This is a genomic window from Bradyrhizobium sp. 482_C4_N1_8 (genome assembly GCF_052075965.1).
Taxonomy (GTDB): domain Bacteria; phylum Pseudomonadota; class Alphaproteobacteria; order Rhizobiales; family Xanthobacteraceae; genus Bradyrhizobium; species Bradyrhizobium barranii.
The window spans coordinates 751029-771016 of record NZ_CP197231.1 but is presented as its reverse complement, the minus strand read 5'-3'; the positions used below and the strand labels follow the sequence as shown (position 1 = coordinate 771016).

Annotated in this window: 23 protein-coding genes and 1 tRNA gene; 10 read left to right on the top strand and 14 right to left on the bottom strand. The window is 65.0% G+C overall.

Annotated features, from left to right (window positions below; translation table 11 throughout):
* Window positions 1–35: 35 nt before the first annotated feature.
* Window positions 36–1175, bottom strand: coding sequence for an amidohydrolase/deacetylase family metallohydrolase (locus AB7Z56_RS03625; protein ID WP_063980668.1), 1140 nt, complete (start codon window positions 1173–1175; stop codon window positions 36–38).
* Between the two features lie 178 nt (window positions 1176–1353).
* A complete protein-coding gene (locus tag AB7Z56_RS03620; RefSeq protein ID WP_354234114.1) occupies window positions 1354–1815 on the bottom strand; it encodes a hypothetical protein in 462 nt (153 codons plus the stop codon).
* 72 nt (window positions 1816–1887) lie between these two features.
* Here AB7Z56_RS03620 and AB7Z56_RS03615 point away from each other — a divergent pair, with 72 nt between their 5' ends.
* Window positions 1888–2058: a BA14K family protein gene (locus AB7Z56_RS03615; protein WP_231145450.1), complete on the top strand. Its 171-nt coding sequence runs from the start codon at window positions 1888–1890 to the stop codon at window positions 2056–2058.
* 231 nt (window positions 2059–2289) lie between these two features.
* Here AB7Z56_RS03615 and AB7Z56_RS03610 read toward each other — a convergent pair.
* Window positions 2290–2366: transfer RNA gene (locus tag AB7Z56_RS03610), tRNA-Arg, on the bottom strand.
* 142 nt (window positions 2367–2508) lie between these two features.
* On the opposite strand from AB7Z56_RS03610, the gene AB7Z56_RS03605 reads away from it, so the two are divergent.
* Together AB7Z56_RS03605 and AB7Z56_RS03600 are read left to right on the top strand one after the other, a co-directional pair.
* Window positions 2509–2862 carry a VOC family protein gene (locus AB7Z56_RS03605; protein WP_063980666.1) on the top strand — a complete coding sequence of 118 codons (354 nt, stop codon included), beginning with the start codon at window positions 2509–2511 and terminating at the stop codon, window positions 2860–2862.
* Window positions 2863–2985: 123 nt separating this feature from the next.
* The gene (locus tag AB7Z56_RS03600; RefSeq protein WP_063980665.1) at window positions 2986–3279 is read left to right on the top strand and encodes a GYD domain-containing protein; all 294 of its coding nucleotides are present in this window, start codon (window positions 2986–2988) and stop codon (window positions 3277–3279) included.
* Window positions 3280–3336: 57 nt separating this feature from the next.
* Here AB7Z56_RS03600 and AB7Z56_RS03595 read toward each other — a convergent pair whose 3' ends face one another.
* The 5 genes from AB7Z56_RS03595 to AB7Z56_RS03575 form a co-directional block, all read right to left on the bottom strand.
* Window positions 3337–4293 carry a tripartite tricarboxylate transporter substrate-binding protein gene (locus AB7Z56_RS03595; protein ID WP_063980664.1) on the bottom strand — a complete coding sequence of 319 codons (957 nt, stop codon included), beginning with the start codon at window positions 4291–4293 and terminating at the stop codon, window positions 3337–3339.
* A gap of 47 nt (window positions 4294–4340) precedes the next feature.
* On the bottom strand, window positions 4341–4712 hold the full coding sequence (locus AB7Z56_RS03590; RefSeq protein ID WP_028159929.1) for a dimethylsulfonioproprionate lyase family protein: 372 nt from the start codon (window positions 4710–4712) through the stop codon (window positions 4341–4343).
* Window positions 4713–4739: 27 nt separating this feature from the next.
* On the bottom strand, window positions 4740–5378 hold the full coding sequence (locus AB7Z56_RS03585) for an RraA family protein (protein WP_063980662.1): 639 nt from the start codon (window positions 5376–5378) through the stop codon (window positions 4740–4742).
* Between the two features lie 23 nt (window positions 5379–5401).
* Entirely contained in the window at window positions 5402–6919 is a 1518-nt protein-coding gene (locus tag AB7Z56_RS03580) for an AMP-binding protein (RefSeq protein WP_231143797.1), read from the bottom strand.
* A gap of 155 nt (window positions 6920–7074) precedes the next feature.
* On the bottom strand, window positions 7075–8103 hold the full coding sequence (locus AB7Z56_RS03575) for an alpha/beta hydrolase (RefSeq protein ID WP_063980661.1): 1029 nt from the start codon (window positions 8101–8103) through the stop codon (window positions 7075–7077).
* 208 nt (window positions 8104–8311) lie between these two features.
* Between AB7Z56_RS03575 and AB7Z56_RS03570 the strand changes: the two genes are divergently transcribed.
* Window positions 8312–8947, top strand: a complete 636-nt coding sequence (locus AB7Z56_RS03570; protein ID WP_063980660.1) for a hypothetical protein — start codon at window positions 8312–8314, stop codon at window positions 8945–8947.
* A gap of 76 nt (window positions 8948–9023) precedes the next feature.
* Here AB7Z56_RS03570 and AB7Z56_RS03565 read toward each other — a convergent pair whose 3' ends face one another.
* Entirely contained in the window at window positions 9024–9239 is a 216-nt protein-coding gene (locus tag AB7Z56_RS03565) for a hypothetical protein (protein ID WP_063980659.1), read from the bottom strand.
* 29 nt (window positions 9240–9268) lie between these two features.
* Entirely contained in the window at window positions 9269–10276 is a 1008-nt protein-coding gene (locus AB7Z56_RS03560; protein ID WP_063980658.1) for a 2-dehydropantoate 2-reductase, read from the bottom strand.
* A 167-nt stretch (window positions 10277–10443) separates the two neighbouring features.
* Here AB7Z56_RS03560 and AB7Z56_RS03555 point away from each other — a divergent pair, with 167 nt between their 5' ends.
* Together AB7Z56_RS03555 and AB7Z56_RS03550 are read left to right on the top strand one after the other, a co-directional pair.
* Complete coding sequence (locus tag AB7Z56_RS03555) at window positions 10444–11046, top strand: YidB family protein (protein WP_063980657.1); 603 nt, start codon at window positions 10444–10446, stop codon at window positions 11044–11046.
* 42 nt (window positions 11047–11088) lie between these two features.
* On the top strand, window positions 11089–11361 hold the full coding sequence (locus AB7Z56_RS03550; RefSeq protein WP_080586664.1) for a GlsB/YeaQ/YmgE family stress response membrane protein: 273 nt from the start codon (window positions 11089–11091) through the stop codon (window positions 11359–11361).
* Between the two features lie 126 nt (window positions 11362–11487).
* On the opposite strand, the gene AB7Z56_RS03545 is transcribed toward AB7Z56_RS03550, so the two are convergent.
* The gene (locus AB7Z56_RS03545) at window positions 11488–12273 is read right to left on the bottom strand and encodes an SDR family NAD(P)-dependent oxidoreductase (protein WP_063980656.1); all 786 of its coding nucleotides are present in this window, start codon (window positions 12271–12273) and stop codon (window positions 11488–11490) included.
* A gap of 260 nt (window positions 12274–12533) precedes the next feature.
* On the opposite strand from AB7Z56_RS03545, the gene AB7Z56_RS03540 reads away from it, so the two are divergent.
* From AB7Z56_RS03540 to AB7Z56_RS03530, 3 genes are read left to right on the top strand one after another with little or no spacing between them, the layout of a single operon-like run.
* Window positions 12534–13595 carry an acyl-CoA dehydrogenase family protein gene (locus tag AB7Z56_RS03540; RefSeq protein WP_063980655.1) on the top strand — a complete coding sequence of 354 codons (1062 nt, stop codon included), beginning with the start codon at window positions 12534–12536 and terminating at the stop codon, window positions 13593–13595.
* 18 nt (window positions 13596–13613) lie between these two features.
* Window positions 13614–14774 carry an acyl-CoA dehydrogenase family protein gene (locus tag AB7Z56_RS03535; protein ID WP_008133127.1) on the top strand — a complete coding sequence of 387 codons (1161 nt, stop codon included), beginning with the start codon at window positions 13614–13616 and terminating at the stop codon, window positions 14772–14774.
* Window positions 14775–14815: 41 nt separating this feature from the next.
* On the top strand, window positions 14816–15628 hold the full coding sequence (locus AB7Z56_RS03530) for an enoyl-CoA hydratase/isomerase family protein (protein WP_063980654.1): 813 nt from the start codon (window positions 14816–14818) through the stop codon (window positions 15626–15628).
* Between the two features lie 201 nt (window positions 15629–15829).
* On the opposite strand, the gene AB7Z56_RS03525 is transcribed toward AB7Z56_RS03530, so the two are convergent.
* From AB7Z56_RS03525 to AB7Z56_RS03515, 3 genes are all read right to left on the bottom strand, one after another.
* Window positions 15830–16582: a hypothetical protein gene (locus AB7Z56_RS03525; RefSeq protein ID WP_063986030.1), complete on the bottom strand. Its 753-nt coding sequence runs from the start codon at window positions 16580–16582 to the stop codon at window positions 15830–15832.
* A 2-nt stretch (window positions 16583–16584) separates the two neighbouring features.
* Entirely contained in the window at window positions 16585–17373 is a 789-nt protein-coding gene (locus AB7Z56_RS03520) for an enoyl-CoA hydratase (RefSeq protein WP_063980653.1), read from the bottom strand.
* A gap of 136 nt (window positions 17374–17509) precedes the next feature.
* Complete coding sequence (locus tag AB7Z56_RS03515) at window positions 17510–18718, bottom strand: ABC transporter substrate-binding protein (RefSeq protein WP_063980652.1); 1209 nt, start codon at window positions 18716–18718, stop codon at window positions 17510–17512.
* Between the two features lie 414 nt (window positions 18719–19132).
* Between AB7Z56_RS03515 and AB7Z56_RS03510 the strand changes: the two genes are divergently transcribed.
* On the top strand, window positions 19133–19903 hold the full coding sequence (locus AB7Z56_RS03510; RefSeq protein WP_084794943.1) for a thermonuclease family protein: 771 nt from the start codon (window positions 19133–19135) through the stop codon (window positions 19901–19903).
* Window positions 19904–19988: the final 85 nt, after the last annotated feature.

Here is a 19988-nt window from a genome sequence, read left to right as displayed (position 1 = left end):
TTCCTCTCCCCGTTCTCACGGGAAGAGGCAAAGCCCTAATTCGGATGCCACCAGCGGCCGCCGATCACGACGCCCTCGGAGACGATCTTGCGATCCCCGATCAGGTGCTCGCCGACGACGTCCTCATAGTCGAACTGGCCCTGCCTGACCGTAACAAGCGTGGCGTCGCCGACGCTACCGGGCTTGAGGCTGCCGAGCTCGGGACGCCGCAGCGCCATGGCCGCGTTCACCGTCGAGGCGGCGACGACGTCCGACAGCTCCATGCCCATGCACAGGAATTTCGACATGGTCGTGACCTGGTCGAACGCCGGGCCGTCGATGCAGAGCTGATGGATGTCGGAAGAGATCGTGTCGGGATAGAAGCCGTTGGCGAGCATCGCGCGCGCGGTCTTGAAGGCGAACGAGCCCTTGCCGTGGCCGATATCGAACAGCACGCCGCGCTCGCGCGCGTCCAGCACCGCCCTCTTCACTGTGCCTTGCGCGGTCGCCGGCGTGTTGGGGAAGGGGCGGAACGCATGGGTCAGCACGTCGCCCGGACGCAGGCGGCCCAGCACCTCCTCGTAGCTCGGCGGCGGATGGTCGATATGCGCCATCAGCGGCATGCCGACCTCGTTCGCGACCTCGAGCGCGATGTCGAGCGGCACGATCCCCGACGTGCCCGAGGAGTGCAGCCCCACGCGCACCTTGATGCCGACGATGAGGTCGCGGTTGGCATCGGCCACCTTGGCCGCCTCGATCGGGTTCATCAGCCGCAACTCCTCGCTCTCGCCGACCATGATCCGGTGCGAGAAGCCGAAGATGCCGGCATGCGAGACGTGCAGATAGGCGAGGATGCGGACCTGGCTCGGCTCGATCACATGCTTGCGGAAGCCCGCGAAATTGCCGGGACCGGCACTGCCGGTATCGACCGCAGTGGTGACGCCGGAGAGGCGGCAGAATTCCTCGGCATCGATGCCGAGCGAGGTGCCGCCCCAATAGACATGGGTGTGCAGATCGATCAACCCCGGCGTCACGATGTAACGCGAGACGTCGCGCACATCGGTGCCCGGATCGGCCTTGAGCCCGGTCCCGACGGCGGCGACCTTGCCGCCGGCAAAGGCGATGTCCGTCACGGCATCGAGCTTCTGGGACGGGTCGACCACACGGCCGCCGCGCAGGATCAAGTCGAAAGGCATTGTTGTCTCCGGATGGGGTAGCGAGGCGTGGCCGGCACGTCGGCAAGGCCAGGAAGGACGTCTTTCGCTTCTAGCAAATTTTGCGCCGACGAGCGTGGCAAACTGCGACGATTGCCCATGACAAAATGGCGATCCCGGGACGACTCGAACTTTCAACCCATGTTTTACGAAACCGCTCTCAGGTCAACAATATCAGCGGCCTGTTCGCTCGGATTCCGGCTTCACGTGCGAAGCTGAAACATCCGCGGCCTATTGAAAAGACGGCGAGCGCGCATCCGGCAAACATGGAGTCGTCGGCAGGTCTCGGGCCAATGAGTGTCCGGCAAGGTCGAGACGTGGCCGACATCATGTAGCTGGAGAAAAAACGATGGAACGACTGAAATTGCTTGGCGTGATCGCTCTTTGCGCAACCTTGGCGCCGGGAGCGGCCGCCTCTGCGCGCGGCGGCGGACATGGGGGCGGTGGACATGGGGGCGGTGGCGGACATTTCGGAGGCGGCGGCGGATTTCACGGTGGTGGGCACTTCGGAGGCGGCGGAGGCTTCCACGGCGGAGTTGGTCACTTCCGGGCCGCCGGCGGCTTCCATGCGCCACGTCCCGTCGCGGCCGGCGCCGGCTTCCATGGCGGTCAATTCCATCATGCCGGATTCCGGCATCGCTACCGCCACGCATTTGCTTACGGCGGGGGTCTTGGCCTTGGCGGCGCCTTAGCGCTGGGCGCCTATTCGGGCTGGCCTTACTATGGCGGCTACGACGACGGCTACTACGGCGATTACGACGACTCCGCTGATGGCTCGTCCTATTGCGAACAAAAATATCGGTCGTACGACCCGGCTTCGGGAACGTATCTCGGCTACGATGGCAAGCGACACCCCTGCCCATAGCTCGATGTGGTGATGTCTTCGAGCCGTGCTCGCCGGCACCTTGGGAATCCCTGAGATCGCTGACGACGCACGGCTCGAATTGCCGGCGCGTTGCTGTTGCCAGTCTCCCCAAAGCAATATGGTTGTGACGAATGTCGTTGGGAGGCTGCTGATCAATCAGCTCATGATGCGTAGCGTTGCGAAACCACCACGCTCCGCCCCTGGCGGCATCAAGCTAAGTCATCGAAAAGCTGGCGATCCCGGCATGACTCGAACATGCGACCTACGGTTTAGGAAACCGCCGCTCTATCCGGCTGAGCTACGGGACCGCGGAACCCGCTGGTATGGGTTCGATCCCGTCATAGCAGAGCAAAATGCGGTTCGCCAGCCGCAAGGCGGGCCGGATCATCGTCAACCTGAACGGGGCGGCTATACAATCGCTTCCAGGCCCCTCTCGGCGGAGCAGCTCACATGATCGAAAGCATCAGTGCCATCACGCTCGGCACGCATGACATGGGGCGCGCCGTGCACTTCTACCGTTCGCTGGGGTTCGAGCTCCTGTATGGCGGCGAAGCCGCCGCATTCACCAGCTTTCGCGCCGGCACCGGCTATCTCAACCTGACGGCGCAGCCGGACGACAAGCGCTGGTCCTGGTGGGGCCGCATCATCTTCTACGTCGCCGATGTCGACGGGACCTACGAGCGCGCACGCGCCGCCGGATGGCAGCCGTCGACCACGCCGCGCGATGCAGAATGGGGTGAGCGCTACTTCCATCTCACCGACCCCGACGGCCATGAGCTCAGTTTCGCGCGGCCGTTGTCCTGACCGAATAAGTCACATCCGCTGACGTTCCCAACGCGCAGTAGCGCTGTCTCAGCCGCCGTGGCAAGCTCGGCGCGGTTGCCTCAAGCGAGAATTGGATCTGGGTTCTAACCAGGGAGGACGACCATGGTAACCTATGTCGTGCTGGGAAGCTTCACTGATCAGGGAGTCCGCAACGTCAAGGACTCGCCGAAGCGGGCCGACGCCTTCAAGGAGATGGCCAAAACGTTCGGCGTGACCGTGAAAGAGATCGTCTGGACGCAGGGACGATATGACGTTGTAACCGTTCTCGAGGCTCCAGATGAGGCTGCCGCGATGTCGCTCAGCCTTAGTCTCAGCGCACTCGGCAATGTCCGCACCGAAACGCTGCGCGCGTTTTCGGCGGCAGATATGACAAAGATCGTCGGCAAGATGCTCTGACGCTCAAGCCCGCGCGAGCGCACTGGACCCGGGATGGCAATCCCGGGAATAGGCCTCTCATGCCCTGATATTGTTCTCGCGCACCACCTTGCCCCAATAGGCGACCTGCTTGTCGAAGAAGCTCTTGAAGGCGGCGCCGTCCTGGAGCAGCAGCGTCATCTGCTGGGTCTCCTTGAGCTGGGCGGCGGTCGCGGGCTCGCTCAGGATCTCCCTGGACGCCGTCGCCATGGCCGCGACGATATCCGGCGGCGTGCCCGCGGGCGCGAAAACGCCCCACCACGCCAGCGTCTCAAAGTCCGGAAAGCCGGCCTCGATCGCGGTCGGCGTATCCGGTAAGCCCGGCAGCCGCTCGCGGCCGAGTTGCAGGATCGGCCGCAGCATGTTGGTGCCGAGTTGGGCCGAGACCAGCGCCGCCGATCCCGCGATCAGATCGACATGGCCGCCGAGCACGTCGTTCATCGCCGGGCCGCCGCCGCGATAGGGCACGTGCATGATCTCGACGCCGGCCTTGGTGCCGAGCACCGTCATGGCGAGATGGCCGAGCGTGCCGATGCCGACGGAGGCATATTTCACCGCGCCGGGCGTCGCCTTGCAGGCGGCGACCACGTCGGCAAAGCTCTTGTAGGGACGGCCGGCGCCGGCGGCGATCACGTAGGGCGCGGTGCCCACCAGCAGCACCGGCATCAGCTCGCGCTCGACATCGACCGGCGGCTTGTCGAGGATGGACGGGATCACCGCGTGGGAATCGAAGGTGACCAGGAACGTCGAGCCGTCCGGCGGGCTCTTGGCAACCTGCGCCGCGCCGAGCGCGCCGGCGGCGCCCGACTTGTTCTCGACCACGACGATGCGGTTGAGTTTTGTCTGTAGATTGGCCTGCAACAGCCGCGCCATCGCATCGGTCGATCCGCCCGGCGGAAACGGCACCACCAGAGTAATCTTGCCGGCCTGCGCCACCGCTGGCGCGATTGCGAGAATAGCGGGCGCTGCCAGCAGCGTGCGTCGTGTGATCGTCATAGTCCCCTCCCCTTTGGTTTTGCGCCTGGCTTTTTGCTCTTTGGCGCTTAAGTCGTGCCGAAGCCCGACCCCGCTTTTTTGTATTCTGGCCGTGGTGGACTGAAAATGTCCAGCACGCGGGCCCCATCGGGGCCGGCGCGCATCGTGTGCGGCACATTGCCGGGCGTGCGCCAGAAATCGCCCTTCTTTACCGGAATTTCCTCATCGCCCTGGACGCGGATGGCGGAGCCGTCGAGCAGCACGCCCCATTGCTCCTCGGGATGATGATGCAGCGTGCCCTGCGCATGCGGGGCCAGCGTCACCACCGACAGCATCGCCTGCTCGCCGGAAAAGATGCGCGTGGTCACCCCCGCCGCGAGCTCGCGGAAGAGGCCATCGCTGGGATCGTCGATGTTGTGAAATTCGTCCTTCTGGCTCAAGCCGCCCTCCCCTTCATTCTGATCCGATCAGGATTTGCCATAGGAGCCCTGGTAGCGGCCCTCGCGGATCGCCTTCATGGTCTCCTCCTCACGCGCGACCTGGGCGCGGACGGCTTCCAGCAGCGCCGCGGCGCCGGCGGCGGGGAACGACACCACGCCGTCCTCATCGCCGACGACGATGTCGCCGGGCGAGATGACGCTGCCGCCGATCGTAACAGGCACGTTGATCTCGCCGGGGCCGTTCTTGTAGGGGCCGCGATGGATCACCGCGCGGGCGTAGCAGGGAAAGTCGTCAGCGGCGAAGGCCGCGACATCTCGGATCGCGCCGTCGATGACATAGCCTTCGGCTTTGCGCCACTGCGCGATGTTCTTCATGATCTCGCCGACCAGCGCGCGCGTCTCGTCGCCACCGCCATCGACCACGATGACGTCGCCGGGACCGACCAGTTCAAGTGCGCGGTGGATGGCGAGATTGTCGCCGGGGCGGGTGCGCACGGTGAAGGCCGTCCCCACCAGCTTGCCGCCGCGATGATAGGGTTTCAGCCCGACCGCGCCCGGCAACCGGGCGAGATTGTCTGAAATGACCGAGGTCGGCGCGCCGCGAAAACCCTCGATGATCTCGGCCGGCGGCCTCGGCACGCTGTTCGCTGCGATGGTGATCGTCATGTCTCAATCCTTCTGTATTCTTCTTATTCGGCGTGCGCCCGCGCCTTCGCCGGCCGAATCCGGAAGGCGCGCCCTTCCTTCATCCACGCCGCGCGCTCGTCGCGCAACAGGGTGCGGCGAACTTTTCCGGAATCATCGCGCGGCGGGGCGCTGACGATCTCGAAACTCTCGGGGTGCTTGTAGCGGCTCAGCCTGTCTTTCAAGAAGTCCGCCATGCCGTCGGCGATGGCCTGGCCGTCCGCGCCAGGTTCGGGCTCGACGATGGCATGCACGCGCTGGCCCAATTCCGGATCGGGCAATCCCACCACCACGCAGGACCGCACACCGGGGCATTCGGAGACCGCGGCCTCGACCTCGGCCGGATAGATGTTGGCGCCGCCGCGCAGCACCATGTCGGCGAGACGGTCGCCGAGATAGAGATAGCCTTCGGCGTCCAGCCGGCCGATGTCGCCGAGCGACTCCCAGCCGTCCGCGCGGCGCTTCGGCTCGGCGCCGAGATAATGATAGGTGGCATCCCTGCCGTCATTGTTGAGGAAATAGATCTCGCCGGTCTCGCCGGGCGCGACGTCGTTGCCGTCCTTGCCGACGATGCGCAAGCGCGCCATCTCCCCGATCTTGCCGACCGAGCCCTTGTGGGTCAGCCATTCCGTGCCTGATATGATGCAGGAGCCCTGGCGCTCGGTGCCGCCATAGAGCTCCCAGACGCGCTCAGGGCCGAGCCAGGCGATCCAGTTCTCCTTCAGCCAGGGCGGCATCGGAGCCGCCATGTGGAAGACGGTCTGAAGGCTCGACATGTCGTAAGAGTTCCGCACGTTCTCCGGCAGCGCCCAGATTCGGTGCATCATGGTCGGCACGAAATTGACCCATTGCACGCGCTCGCGTGCGATCTGCCGCAACGTCTCCTCGGCGTCGAACTTGACGAGGCCGGTAAGCTGGCCGCCGGTGAACAGCGCGTAGTGCGACACGATGAACGGCGCATTGTGGTAGAGCGGACCGGGATTGAGCAGCGAAACCCCGAATGGAATGTTGAGCGGCGGCGCGGCGACGGTGTCGGTCACGGCCGGCTGATGATCGAGGATCACTTTCGGCCGGCCGGTCGAGCCGCCGCTGGTCATGGCTTTCCAGTAGCGAGCCACCGGCGGATCGAGCGGCTCGTCCGAAAAACCTTCCGGCACGAAATCCGCCGGCAGGCGGTTCGGCGCGTTCCAGTCGGCCTCGCCGCCGACCACCAGCGCGGGCTTCAGGATGTCGAGCACCGCGGCGGCTTCGCCGCGCGGCAGCCGCCACGACAGTGACGTCGGCGTCGCTCCGCACTTCCAGACCGCAAACGAGGTCTCGAAGAACGCGTTGCCGTTAGGCAAACCGATTGCGACAAAGTCGCCGGGCTTGACGCCCTTGGCCATGAACGCCCGTGCGCGCCGATTGGCGCCGCGTTCGAGCTCGTCCCATGTCAGCGTATCCTGCCCGTGACGGACGGCGATCGTGCCTTGCGGTTTGCGTTGAGCGTACCAGCGAGGCACGTCGGACAGGGGCAGCAGCATCAGGTGTTTCCACTTCGTCTTCTTGGCGTCGTCTCAGGATGAGGCGTCGCGAGACGAAGTGTAACAGCCGGAGCCAACGCTTCAAGGGATCTGCCTTCAAGGGATCTGGCTTCAAGGCATCTGCCTTCAAGAGATCTGCCTTCAAGACGTCCGCATCAGCGCTCCGCCCCGCAGCCCGGAATATCGAACAGCGCTGCGAGGCCGCATTTCGAGGTCAGCATCTTGTCGCCGTCGTGGCCGACCCCGGCGACGTCCCAGACCCGGTGATTGGGCGTGCCGCGGTCGCGCTTGGCCATCGCATCCGCATAAGCGTGGCCGCGGGCGTAGCGCGTGGGACCTTGCGCCTCGGCCATGCAGCTCTTGTCCAGCGCAGAATGCTTCGGATTGGTGTCGAGCGTGCCGAGCAGATAGATCACCTCGCGCTCGACATAGCGCTGCTCCAGCGCTACCGGCGTTGCGTTCGCAAGATAGGGCGGACGCCCGTCCATGCCGTATTTCCAATTGTTGTAGCCCGGGCAGGATGCGGCGATCGCCGGCACGGGCCGCGTGTTGCTGAAATAAGCGTAGGAGGAGGGATTGGCGACAACGTAGCGGACATCGATATGCTGGCGCGACAGCGCCGCCTCGCCTTTGCCGGCGATGGCATAGCGTTGCGCGACCTGGCCACCGCCGGAATGGCCGGCGACGACGACCTGCTTCAGATTCGGGAAGATGCGCCGGTCCGAGAGTTTTACGAGGATCGCATCGAGCGCATCGAAGGACGACACCGGATTCGGCGCCAGCGCGGCGTCGCCGCCCTCCCATCCCTCCAGCGACCAGCGCAACGTATCCGCGGGCAGCCTGTGCGCGTCGATATCGATCTCCGCCAGAAACTGCGGGACGATCATGAGCGCGCTCTTGCCGTCGTCGCCCGCGGCAACCTGCGCAGTATGGGCCGACATGTAATATTCGTCGGCATTGCGCAGGCGTCCGTGCAGCACGATGATGGCGCGCGAGATCGCCGGCAGCGGCAGCGACCAGTCGCTGGAGAGATAGAGCGGCAGCATTCCCTGGCCGCCGACCGAAAGCCGCGCGTCGGCGATCGCCCTCACCGGCTTGCGGTTGGGCGCTTCTTCGTCCGCCGCGAACGCATAGCTGGAAATGAACGCCAATGTGATTGCGGCGAGGCGGGCCAACGCTCTCATGACGGATATTCCCCTTCGAATTCAAACCAATAAAGTCTAAGCCGATCATGTGCCGCGCGGCTGTGACTCCCGCGCCACGTCAAGCAAAAAATGTCAGCATTGCAGCCATGAAATTCCCGAGTTCCACGGGTGACAAGCCGGCGATAAAGGGGCAAAAATCGGACCCGACTCAGTTCGGGTTGAGTTTTGCAAGGAATGCTCTCGTAGAATGTCGGACGTAGTTGCATCGCGTCGTGCGGCGCTAGTCGTTGCCGCAGCAGGATTTCTTCTGCTGACGCCGTTGCATGCCCACGCCCAATGGTGGAAGCGCGCGCCGGTCGATTTCGAGGAATGCGCCGACGCCGCCGAGAAGGCCGCGAACAAGACCGAGAAGACGGCTGCGCTTGCCGATTGCAACGCCAAGTTCGCGGGCCGCCGCAAGCCAGGCGGCGGCTATTCCTATTACGATTTCCTCCAGGACCGCACCTTCGACATCGCAGGTCCCAATCCGACGCCGGAGGAGCAGAAGAGGATCGACGAATCCTACACCTCCTACCTCGCCAATCAGCGCCGCAGCAATGAAGCCGCCCAAGCCGCCGCGCGTCAGCAGCGCGAGCAGCAGGAACAAGCGCGGCAACAGCAGGTCGCACTGCGAACCGAGGTCGAGCGCGTGTCCGTCCCGGTCGCGCGCGTGCCTGTCCCGGTCGAGCGGCCGAAGGTGCAGCAGTCCGTCAGCCCGCGACCGAAGGGCGCGCCCTGCACCAAGGGCTCGTTCTCCTGCGAATGGCCGCGGCTATCGGAAAGCTTGAGCGATCTGAAGAAGCTGTTCACCCCCGCGCCAAGCAAGCCGGCGAAGAAGGGGTAAGCTCATCGCGCGGCAAACTCCGCTGTCGTCCCGGACAAGCGGAGCGCTGATCCGGGACGACAGCGAGCGTGTGGCGTCAGTTCGGCTGCTTCTTCTTGCCGCGCTTCGGTTTGACCACCGGCGCACGCGTGGGCTCTGTTGTCGTTGGCGAATTGCCCAACTGCGACCTGCTCTCTTGCAACCGCCTGTCATAGCCGGGCGAGCTCACGACCGTTGGCGGCCTTGCGTAGGCCAGCGTCGACGTGCCGCAGAGCGCGGCCAGCGCGAGCCCAATCATCAAACAACGCCTCATCGTTGCTCCTCCCGCCGCCCGGCTCGCACTCAGGCCGCTCCGCGGATCTGCTGCGGCGTCAGCCGCGGCGGACCATTGCCTGCCGTCTCGGCCTGCTTGATCAGCGCAACAATACGGCGCATCAGCGGCACGTCGACGTTGTTCTGCTCGGCGAGCGCGATGACTGCGCCCTGGAGATAGTCGATCTCGGTCTTGCGGCCCTGCTTCAGGTCCTGCCACATCGAGGAGCGCGCCTCGGGATCGATCTTCATCGTGCGCCCCAGGATCGCATTGAAGATCACATCAGGCAGCCTCAGCAGGGTCGGCGTCCACCTCAGCGGGATCGGCGTCGCCGAGACCGGCGTGATGCCGGCGGCCTTCATCGCAGTCACGCCTTCGGCCATCTGGTCGGCGAACAGTCTTCGCCAGTCGCGGTTCGCCAGTTGCGCGGCGAGCGGCATGTCGGACAGCGCACTGAGCGCATTGTTCAAATTGATGATCAGCTTGCCCCATTGCACGCCGGTGATGTCGCGGCTTGCGCGCATGGCGAGGCCGGGCACCGACAGCGCTACGGCCGTATTCGCCTCATCCGCGCCGACATGGATGTCGCCGGACGTCGAGCGGTGGAAGCGTCCCTCGCCCATCGCGATCACGTTGAACGGCACCATGCCGGCGAGCACGTGCCGGCCGCCGAGCCGCTCGCGCAGAACCGCGACATTGCCGACGCCGTTCTGCAGGGAGACGATGACGGCGTCCTGCGGCGCGTGCCGGGCAATCTGGTCCGCGACATCGGCGGTGTCGGCGCTCTTCACCGTGACCAGCACGATGCCGGCGTTGTGAAAGATCGCGGGATCCTCCGACAGCGCCAGCTGGCCCGCGCCGAGCTTCTGCTCGGAGCCGTCGAAATCGGTCAGCCGCAGGCCGAACCGCTCGATCTCGGTTTTGACCCGCGGCCGCACCAGCAGCGCGACGCGGCGCCCTCCGGCCGCCAGCTGGCCTCCGACGAAACAGCCGATGGCGCCCGCGCCGGCCACCACGATCGGTCGATCCGCAACCACCTGACCTTGCTCCCTTGAATGACCTGCCCTCGATAGCAGAGGCAACGCCGGCTGCCCATTGGTTGCGGTGCATTCGCCTTGTAACCGTCATGAGAGCCTCATATGTTTTTGCCCCGGGGGCTGTCACCGGCGAGAACTCGCCGACGAGAACGCCAAAGGAGAGCACCATGGGTCTACTCGACGTCCTCAACGGCATGCAGAACGGCCCCCGCGGCCCGAGCACGCCCAGCTCTGAGCAATCCTCCGGCGGCATGTCGCCAATGACCATGGCGCTGCTCGGCCTGATCGCCTGGAAGGCCTTCAAGCATCTGACGGCTGGCCAGCCCGACGCGGCGCCGGCGCCGCAGCAGCGCTCGCCGCTGCCGCCTCCGACGCCTGTCAATACGGGCAGCAGCGCTGTTCCCGGCGGCCCCGGTGGTAGCGGCGGCCTCAGCGATCTGCTCAAGGGTGGCCTCGGCGGCCTGCTCGCGGGCGGCGCGGCCGGCAGCGTGCTCAGCGGCGGCCTCGGCGATCTCCTCAACCAGCTCCAGCAGGGTGGCCACGGCGAGACCGCGAGCACCTGGGTCGGCAAGGGCGAGAACAAGGCGATCGCGCCCGGCGATCTCGCCAGCGCCCTCGGCGCCGACCAGATCCAAAGCCTGTCCGCCCAGAGCGGCCTGTCGCGCGACGAGCTGCTCTCCGGCCTCAGCCAGTATCTGCCACAGGTGATCGACCACCTGACGCCGGACGGACGGCTGCCGACCGAGAACGAGCTCTCGGGCAGACTTTAATCGAACTTTGATCTACGCATTCTCGGGAAGGGGAGCACTGACATGAGCATGGGCGGCCTGTTGTGGATCATCGTCGTCGGCTTCATCGCCGGCCTCATCGCGCGCTGGCTGGCGCCGGGACCGAACAACCCGAGCGGCTTTATCCTCACCACCATCCTCGGCATCGCCGGTGCGTTTCTTGCGACCTTCATCGGACAGGCGATCGGGCACTACAGCCCAGACCAGGGCGCCGGCTTCATCATGGCCACGATCGGCGCGGTGGTGGTGCTGTTCATCTGGCACCGGCTGGTCGCGAGCGGCGTGATAAAAGGGTAGTGGTGCCGGACGTCGGGCACGACGCCGCCCTCGCACTCCATCATCGCGAGGAGCCCTTGCGACGAAGCAATCCAGACTGTCCGCGCGGACGCTCTCTGGATTGCTCGCTTCGCTCGCAATGACGAATTAAGTTATCAGATGCATCCCCGCATCCATCCGCACGACCTCGCCGGTCATGTTGCTCGACGCCGGCGTTGCCAGGAAGCAGACGAGCTGCGCGATGTCATTGGCGGATGAAGCGACCTTCAGCGGCACCTTCGCCACCACGCTGTCGCGCACCTGCTTGGCGCCGGCCTCGCCGCGGCCCTTGGTGAACCAGGGCGTGTCGATATAGCCGGGGCACACCGTGTTGACGCGGATCAGCGGCGCCAGTGCACGGGACAGCGACAACGTCATCGTGTTGAGCGCGCCCTTGCTCGCAGCATAGGCGATCGACGAGCCGACGCCGCTGATGCCGGCAACCGAGGACACGTTGACCACGGCGGACGGCCGTTCCGAAGCCTTCGCGCCGGCCTCGAGCAGGCTGCGTGCTGCGCGCACCATCTGGAACGGGCCGATCGTGTTGACGCCGTACAAGCGCTGGAAATCTTCAGCCGACAATCCATCGAGATCGGCATGCGCAACATGCTTGGTGATGCCGGCATTGTTGACGAGCACGTCGAGCCGGCCCCAGCCGCTGGCTGCCGCAACGATCTTGCGGCAATCGTCATCTTTTGAAACGTCGCCCTGCGCGACCAGCACTTCCGCCGCCCCCGCCTTGCGGCAGAGTTCGGCCGTGGCCTCGGCTTCCTTCTGGCTCGAGGAATAGTTGATGACGAGCCGCGCCCCGCTCCGCGCGAGAATTTCCGCAGTCGCTGCACCAAGTCCGGATGCGGACCCCGTCACGATTGCGCACAAGCCATCTTTTGCCATCCGGATTTCCTTCCCCTTGATTGAATACAAGCCTTAAGCAGCTGGCCCTGTTTAGCGAGTTTGCCGCGCCCTGCAAATCGACCAAACTCCGCTAAGCGGAATTAGTCCATAGCAGCTCTTGCGCCCATGCCGGAGCCGCAGATGGGCCTGCGGTCAACGCTTGTCAGGGCCATGGCTTTTTCGGATCATCGGGCGCAAGAAGAGACCGCGCGCCGCGCCGACCGGACGGAACGCGCCAATGGCAAAACACGGGGAACGCTGTGGCGGAGAGTGACAATATCGTCGTCGAGACCGCGGAGAAAATCTTCGCCGATCTCGCCGATCCGCAGACCATCAACAACGACAAGAAGGGTTCGTGGCAGGCGCCGCTGTGGCAGGCGCTGAGCGAAGCCGGCTTGCCATTGTCCTGGGTGCCTGACGATCTCGGCGGCTCCGGCGCCAGCCTTGCCGACGGTTTTGCGCTGCTGAACGCCGCCGGCCGCTTCGCAGTCGCGGTTCCTCTGGCCGAGACCATGCTGGCGGGCTGGCTGCTTGCGCAGGCGAAAATCGCCTCACCGGAAGGTGAGATGACGGTGCTGCCGGCCTCGCCGAAGGATCGCATTACCCTCGATGCCGACGGCGCGCTCTCCGGCCGCGCCCGCGGCGTGCCCTTTGCCAAGGCGGCGAAGCACTTTGCGGTGCTGGCGCACGGCAAGGATGGTATCTCGATTGCCTTGGTCGAAGCGAGCAAGGGCCGGATCGAATCCGGACTCAACGTCGGCTACGACCACAGCGATACCGTGACGCTCGACAAGGTCCAGCCCGTCACCGTCAAGCCCGCGAAGGGCTTTGACCAGACCACGCTCATGCTGATGGGCGGCGTCGCGCGCAGCCTTCAGATCGCGGGCGCGCTGGAAGCGATGCTCGACATCTCCGTGCGCTATTCCAACGAGCGCGTCGCGTTCGAGAAGAAGATCTCGAAGTTTCAGGCCGTGCAGCACAACCTCGCCCGTCTCGCCGGCGAATCCGCCGCGGCGCTTGCGGCCGCGACGTCGGCGGCCGACGCCATCGCGAACGCAAAGTCATTCGACGACGAGGTCTATCTCGAGGCTGCCTCGGCAAAGATCCGCTGCGCGGAAGCCGCGGAAAAAGGCGGCGCCATCGCGCATCAGGTGCACGGCGCCATCGGCTTCACCAGCGAGCACATCCTGCACCGCTTTTCGCTGCGGGCTCTGGCCTGGCGCGATGATTTCGGTTCGGAGAGCCATTGGGCCGTCGAGCTCGGCAAGCTGGTGGCAAACCGCGGCGCCGACGAATTGTGGCCGCTCGTGGCTTCGCGCTGATCAGAGGACGAGACAACAATGACCGCTGCCCTCCGTTTCGATCCGATCCGCCTGCCCGAGAAGTGCGAGCAATTGCGCAAGGAAGTGCGCGCCTTCCTCGCCGAGGAAATCGCGGCCGGCACCTTCGATCCGCACAAGCCCAACCGCGAAGACACCGACGCGCCGGAATTCTCCCGCCGGGTCGGCGCCAAGGGCTGGCTCGGCATGACCTGGCCGAAAAAATATGGCGGCCAGGAGCGCTCCTTCCTCGAGCGCTACGTGGTGACCGAGGAAATGCGCGTCGCCAACGCGCCGACGCGGCGTTTCTTCGTCGCCGACCGCCAGAGCGGGCCGGTGCTGATCAAATACGCGCCCGAGCATATCAAGATGGATATCCTGCCGCGCATCTGCCGCGGCGAGATCTGCTTTGCCATCGGCATGAGCGAGCCGAACTCCGGCTCCGACCTGTTCGCGGCCAAGACGCGCGCGACCAAGACCGACGGCGGCTACCTCATCAACGGCACAAAGATCTGGACCTCGTCGGCGCACATCGCCGACTACATGATCGCGATCTTCCGGACCTCGCAGCCGACCAAGGAAAACCGCCGTCACGGCCTGACGCAGTTTCTGGTCAAGATGAAGCAGCCGGGCATCCAGGTGAACCCGATCGGCCAGATCACCGGCCAGTACGAGTTCAACGAGGTCGTCTTCACCGATTTCTTCGTGCCCGATGATCACGTGCTCGGCGAAGTCGACGGCGCCTGGAAGCAGGCGACGAGCGAGCTCGCCTATGAGCGTTCGGGCCCTGAGCGTTTCCTCGAGACCTATTATGTGTTGACCGAGCTGGTGCGCGCGGTCGGCCCCAACCCGGATACCCGCAGCGCCGAAGGCATCGGCCGTCTCGTGGCGCAGCTCCACACCATGCGGCGCATGTCGGTCTCGGTTGCGGGCATGCTGCAGGCCGGCAAGGAGCCGGTGGTGGAAGCCTCCATCGTCAAGGACATCGGCACGGTCTGGGAGCAGCAGCTTCCGCACCGCGTGCGCGATCTCGCCGCCTTCGTCGAGGAGACCGCGACCAACCGCGAGACGCTGGAGCGGCAACTCGACTTCGCCATCAAGACCGCACCGAAACTCACCATCCAGGGCGGCACCACCGAGGTGCTGCGCGGCATCATCGCGCGCGGACTTGGCCTGCGCTAGTCGCGCGGACTTGGTTTGCGCTAATTCAATCGAGGATCGTCATGAGCACCTATAAAGATATCGGCGTCGAAAAAGTTGGCCACGTCGGCACCATCGAGATCCGCCGCCCGCCGCTGAACTTCTTCGATATCTCGCTGATCAACCAGATCGCGGATGCACTCGACGAGTTCGATCGCGACATCGAGATCCGCGCATCCGTGCTGTCGGCACAAGGCAAGGCATTCTGTGCCGGCGCCAATTTCGGCGATCCGGCGCGCCAGGCGCAGGAAGCGCGCGAGGCCGAGAAGAAGGGCGACCCGGCCGACAACCTCGGCCCGATCAACCATCTCTACATCCAGGCCGTGCGTATCTTCCGCGCCAAGAAGCCGATCGTCGCGGCCGTGCAGGGCGCAGCCATCGGCGGCGGGCTCGGTCTCGCAGTGTCGGCCGACTTCCGCGTCACCTGCCCGGAAGCGCGCTTCTCCGCCAATTTCACGAAGCTCGGTTTCCATCCCGGCTTCGGCCTGACCGTGACGCTGCCCGAGCTGATCGGCAAGAACAACGCTGAGCTGATGTTCTACACCAGCCGCCGCGTCACCGGCGAGGAGGCAGTGAAGTGGGGCCTCGCCAACGAGCTGGTGCCGCAGGACCAGGTGAAGGCCGGCGCGATGAAGCTCGCCGCCGAGATCGCCGAATGCTCGCCGCTCGGCCTCCTCTCCACCCGCGCCACGATGCGCGCCAACCTCGCCGACCGCGTGATGGCCGCGACCAACCACGAGCTCGCCGAGCAGACGCGGCTGCGTGCGACGGAAGACTTCAAGGAGGGCGTCAAGGCGACGGAAGAGCGCCGCGCGGCGAATTTTAAGGGAAGGTGATTGCGGCGACGTCTCGCCGTATCACACCAGCGTCACCATAATCTCCCTGTCGTCCCTGCGAAAGCAGGGACCCATAACCACAGGAAGGGGTTTGGCGGAGACGCGGAGTTATCATCCCGCATCATAACCACTCCCTGTGGTTATGGGTCCCGGATCTGCGCTTCGCTTGTCCGGGACGACAGCGGTGTGTGAGGCAACCGCTCAAGCCGCAAGCCGGAACGTCACCCCGCCGAGCAAAAACTCGTTCCCCGCAATCGCGAGCCCCTTCGCCTTCGCGGCATGCAGCACGCTTGCGGCATCCGCCACCTGAAACTCCAGCGCGCTCATGATCTCGCTGGCGCCCTTCACGAAATGGAAGGTGGCATTGGGCAGTTTCAATTCGGCGCCGCCACTCGGTACGACCCCGATGATCTTCCCCCAATGTTCCGCGAGCCCCTGAGGATCCGGGCTCTGCATCTCCACGCCCGTCAGCGCCTGCGTCACATCCTTGCGGATGAACTTTTGCCAGTCCGGCCCTGCGGGCGGGTACGGCCCCAGAATATCGTCGCTGCCTTTGGTATGGTTGAATTCGATGAAGGCGGCGCGGCAGTCGCGGGGGTGGAGCTGCACGCCGTGATAGGGCGCGTGGTCGATCACGTTGGCGGTGCGCACGCCCATCGCATTGGCGTTGCGGCCGCGTTCGTCCGGATCGTTGCAGCAGAAGATCGCCATATAGCCGCCGCGGCCGCCGGTCTTCTCGATGAAGCGGCCGGCGGTGGTGCCGCCCTTGAACGGCGCGACCACCTCCAGCAGGATCGTGTCGACCGGGAGCAGCGCGTTCTCCAGGCCGTATTTGGCGACATTGCCATCGCGGTAGCAGACGTCGAGGCCCATGATCCCGGCGATGTCGGAGACCACAGGCACGAGCTGCGGCGCGACGAGGCAGATCTGCCGGAGCCGCATATAGGGCGCCATCGTCATGCGCCCTTGAAGGTCGGCTTGCGCTTCTCGACAAAGGCCTTCGCGGCTTCCTTGTGATCCTCGGTGTCGCTGCAACGGGTGTGATGGATCGCCTCGCCGTCGAAGCAATCTTCCAGCGCCAGATGCTCGGCGTTGTTGATGTTGCGCTTGATGAAGCCGAGCGCGATCGATGGCCCCTGCGCCAGCGACAGCGCGAGCTCGTGTGCGGCGGCATCGATCTCGGCGTCGGGAACGACTTTCGTCACCATGCCGATCGCATACGCCTCCTTCGCCGAGAGCACCGGCGACATCAGATAAAGCTCGCGCGCCCGCGCGCTGCCGAGCAGCTGCGTCAGGAAATAGGTGCCGCCATAATCGCCTGAGAAGCCGACCTTGGCGAAGGCGGTCGTGATCTTGCAGGATTCGCTCGCGATGCGCAGGTCGCAGGACAGTGCCATCGAAAGGCCGGCGCCGGCTGCCGCGCCGTCGAGCTGCGCCACCACGGGCTTTGGCATCTGGTGCAGGATGCGCGACACTTCCATGCCGCGGCGCAGGTTCGCCATTTTCACTTCGAACGGCAGCGGCGCACGGCCTGCCGCCATCGACTTGACGTCCCCGCCGACGCAGAACGAGCCGCCTGCGCCTTTGAACAGCACCGCGCGCACCTCGGGATCGTCGGCCGCGCGCCGCGCGGCCTCGACCAGCCCCGCGACCATGTCGGGGTTGAGCGCGTTCTTCCGCTCCGGGCGATTCATCGTGATGGTGAGCAGCCCGCCTTCGAGCTTTTGCAGGACCATGTCGTTCATGGGACGTCTCCCTTGTTGTTGTTTTGCTCGGGCCTCAGCCACACCCGTCATTGCGAGGAGCGAAGCGACGAAGCAATCCAGACCGTCTCTGCGGAAACATCTCTGGATTGCTTCGCTTCGCTCGCAATGACGATCTCTATTTCTTCACCAGGGGGCAGCGCGACTGCTCCAGCGACTGGAACGCCTCGTTGCCGGACACGGTGGCGAGCAGCTTGTAGTCGTCCCAGCGGCCCTTGGACTCCGACGGCTTCTTGACCTCGAACAGGTACATGTCGTGGATCATGCGGCCGTCCTCGCGGATCTTGCCGTTCTTGGCGAAGAAGTCGTTGATCGGTGTCTCTTTCATCACCTTGATGACCGCGGCCGAGTCGGTCGTGCCCGCCGCCTTCACAGCCTTCAGGTAATGCGTGACCGACGAATAGACGCCGGCCTGCGCCGAGGTCGGTACGCGCTTGGTGCGCTCCATGAATCGCTTCGAGAACGCGCGCGTGTCGTCGTTGAGGTCCCAGTAGAAGGCTTCGGCGAGCAGCAGGCCCTGCGCGGTCTCCAGCCCGATCGAATCGATGTCGGAGACGAAGGCGAGCAGCGGCGAGACCTTCTGGCCGCCCTTGGTGATGCCGAACTCGGCCGCCTGCTTGATGGCGTTGACGGTATCGCCGCCGGCGTTGGCAAGGCCAATCACCTTGGCCTTGGACGCTTGCGCCTGGAGCAGGAACGACGAAAAATCCGAGGTGTTGAGCGGATGGCGCACGGCTCCGAGCACCTTGCCGCCGGTCTTGGTGACGACGGCGCTGGTGTCCTTCTCCAGGTCCTGGCCGAAGGCGTAGTCGGCGGTGAGGAAGAACCAGCTGTCGAGGCCGGACTTCACGGCGGCAAGACCGGTCACGTTGGCCTGGCCGTAAGTGTCGAACACGTAGTGGATGGTGTAGGGACCGCAGGCCTCGTTGGTGAGACGGATCGAGCCCGGGCCGTTGAACATGATGATCTTGTTGCGCGCTTTCGCGATCTCGCCGGCGGCGAGTGCAGTGGCCGAGGCCGCGACGTCGTAGATCATCTCGACGCCCTGGTTGTCGAGCATGTCGCGGGCGATGTTGGCGGACAGGTCAGCCTTGTTGAGATGGTCGGCCGCCAGCACCTGGATCTTGCGTCCCAGCACCTCGCCGCCAAAATCTTCGACGGCCATCTTGGCCGCGGTCTCGCTGCCGGGGCCGGTGATGTCGGCATAGAGGCTCGACATGTCGAGGATGCCGCCGATCTTCAGCGGCGGCTTGTCCTGGGCCTGCGCGGCGGCGCTCGCACTCAGCGCAAACGCTGCGGCAAAAATGCCCGACAAAATATGCTTCATAGAAAAAGACCTCCCTTATCGCGCCGTACTCTGATGGCGGCTTGGTTATTGCTCTTGGTTGAAGCTGTTGCCGCAATCATGCCGCATGCGCAAGTGCGCAGCAAGCGCGAGGGCGTTGCGGGCGCATGATTGCCGCACATGTTTTCCGCAAAGCGGAATGGCATGTTGCGGCGAAATGTTTCCACCGTCATTGCTGTGCAAGTTCATTAATTCGCTGATCGAGTGTGAGGCAATGGCGACGCGTCACGCGAACTGCCGTAGGGTGGGCAAAGGCGCGCTCTTCGCGCCGTGCCCACGAGCCCGCGCGACAAATCAAAGACGTGGGCACGCTTCGCTTTGCCCACCCTACGATAGCCTTCGCGGTTCGCCACGTTTGCGTTAGAACTAGAGCACAACGCAACCTTTCCGGGCACCGTGACGCGACTGCTTCATCTCATCCTCGCACTTCCTCTCGTCGCCGGTCACACCGCGTTCGCCGCACCGTGCCAGTTCGAGTCCCAAGGCGACGGCCGCGTCGCCGCAATCGTCGATGCGCGTGGCGTGCGTCTCGACGACGGCCGCGAGGTGCGCCTCGCCGGGATCGAGCCAACCGCAACGACGAAGCAGGCGCTGACGTCGCTGCTCACCGGACGCGACGTCACGCTGCGCGGCACCGACGACACGCCCGACCGCTACGGCCGTCAGGGCGCACTCATCTTCGTCGGCGAAAGCGAGGCCCCCATCCAGGCGACGCTGCTCGCCCAGGGCGACGCCCTCGTCTCCGCCGAGATCGCGGACAAGGACTGCGCGGCGGCCCTGATGGCGGCGGAGACCGAGGCACGGCGCCAAAAAAAGGGCAACTGGGCTGACCCGTCGGCCATAAAAAACGCGGAAAGTCCGGACGATATTTTGGCGGGGATCGGGCGCTTTATGGTGGTCGAGGGCAAAGTCCTGTCGGTCCGGCAAGCTGGGGCAATGACCTACCTCAACTTCGGACGAAACTGGACACGCGGCTTTGCCGTCACTATTTCAAAGCGTACGCAACCCGCGCTCGAAAACGCCGGGATCACTCTTAAGTCCCTGGAAAATAGACGGATTCGCGTCCGGGGCTGGGTCGAGGGGAATTCAGGGCCGCGCATCGATGTGCGCCTTGCGGGGCAGGTCGAGTTGCTGGGTGCAAACGAGCCGACAGGGGTAAGGCCCTAAAAGGGCCAGGCACGGGTTAAGCGACGTGGATGGGGTGCTAGAACGGCACGTATCGAGTGAACGCCGCCGCCTGCGGGCTGCGCCG

Bases quoted from the DNA above. Each gene is read 5' to 3' on its own strand.
- AB7Z56_RS03625 (WP_063980668.1), bottom strand. From the start codon at position 1,175: ATGCCTTTCGACTTGATCCTGCGCGGCGGCCGTGTGGTCGACCCGTCC.
- AB7Z56_RS03620 (WP_354234114.1), bottom strand. From the start codon at position 1,815: ATGATGGAATTGACCGCCATGGAAGCCGGCGCCGGCCGCGACGGGACG.
- AB7Z56_RS03605 (WP_063980666.1), top strand. From the start codon at position 2,509: ATGATCGAAAGCATCAGTGCCATCACGCTCGGCACGCATGACATGGGG.
- AB7Z56_RS03600 (WP_063980665.1), top strand. From the start codon at position 2,986: ATGGTAACCTATGTCGTGCTGGGAAGCTTCACTGATCAGGGAGTCCGC.
- AB7Z56_RS03595 (WP_063980664.1), bottom strand. From the start codon at position 4,293: ATGACGATCACACGACGCACGCTGCTGGCAGCGCCCGCTATTCTCGCA.
- AB7Z56_RS03585 (WP_063980662.1), bottom strand. From the start codon at position 5,378: ATGACGATCACCATCGCAGCGAACAGCGTGCCGAGGCCGCCGGCCGAG.
- AB7Z56_RS03580 (WP_231143797.1), bottom strand. From the start codon at position 6,919: ATGCTGCTGCCCCTGTCCGACGTGCCTCGCTGGTACGCTCAACGCAAA.
- AB7Z56_RS03575 (WP_063980661.1), bottom strand. From the start codon at position 8,103: ATGAGAGCGTTGGCCCGCCTCGCCGCAATCACATTGGCGTTCATTTCC.
- AB7Z56_RS03570 (WP_063980660.1), top strand. From the start codon at position 8,312: ATGTCGGACGTAGTTGCATCGCGTCGTGCGGCGCTAGTCGTTGCCGCA.
- AB7Z56_RS03565 (WP_063980659.1), bottom strand. From the start codon at position 9,239: ATGAGGCGTTGTTTGATGATTGGGCTCGCGCTGGCCGCGCTCTGCGGC.
- AB7Z56_RS03555 (WP_063980657.1), top strand. From the start codon at position 10,444: ATGGGTCTACTCGACGTCCTCAACGGCATGCAGAACGGCCCCCGCGGC.
- AB7Z56_RS03550 (WP_080586664.1), top strand. From the start codon at position 11,089: ATGAGCATGGGCGGCCTGTTGTGGATCATCGTCGTCGGCTTCATCGCC.
- AB7Z56_RS03545 (WP_063980656.1), bottom strand. From the start codon at position 12,273: ATGGCAAAAGATGGCTTGTGCGCAATCGTGACGGGGTCCGCATCCGGA.
- AB7Z56_RS03535 (WP_008133127.1), top strand. From the start codon at position 13,614: ATGACCGCTGCCCTCCGTTTCGATCCGATCCGCCTGCCCGAGAAGTGC.
- AB7Z56_RS03530 (WP_063980654.1), top strand. From the start codon at position 14,816: ATGAGCACCTATAAAGATATCGGCGTCGAAAAAGTTGGCCACGTCGGC.
- AB7Z56_RS03525 (WP_063986030.1), bottom strand. From the start codon at position 16,582: ATGGCGCCCTATATGCGGCTCCGGCAGATCTGCCTCGTCGCGCCGCAG.
- AB7Z56_RS03520 (WP_063980653.1), bottom strand. From the start codon at position 17,373: ATGAACGACATGGTCCTGCAAAAGCTCGAAGGCGGGCTGCTCACCATC.
- AB7Z56_RS03515 (WP_063980652.1), bottom strand. From the start codon at position 18,718: ATGAAGCATATTTTGTCGGGCATTTTTGCCGCAGCGTTTGCGCTGAGT.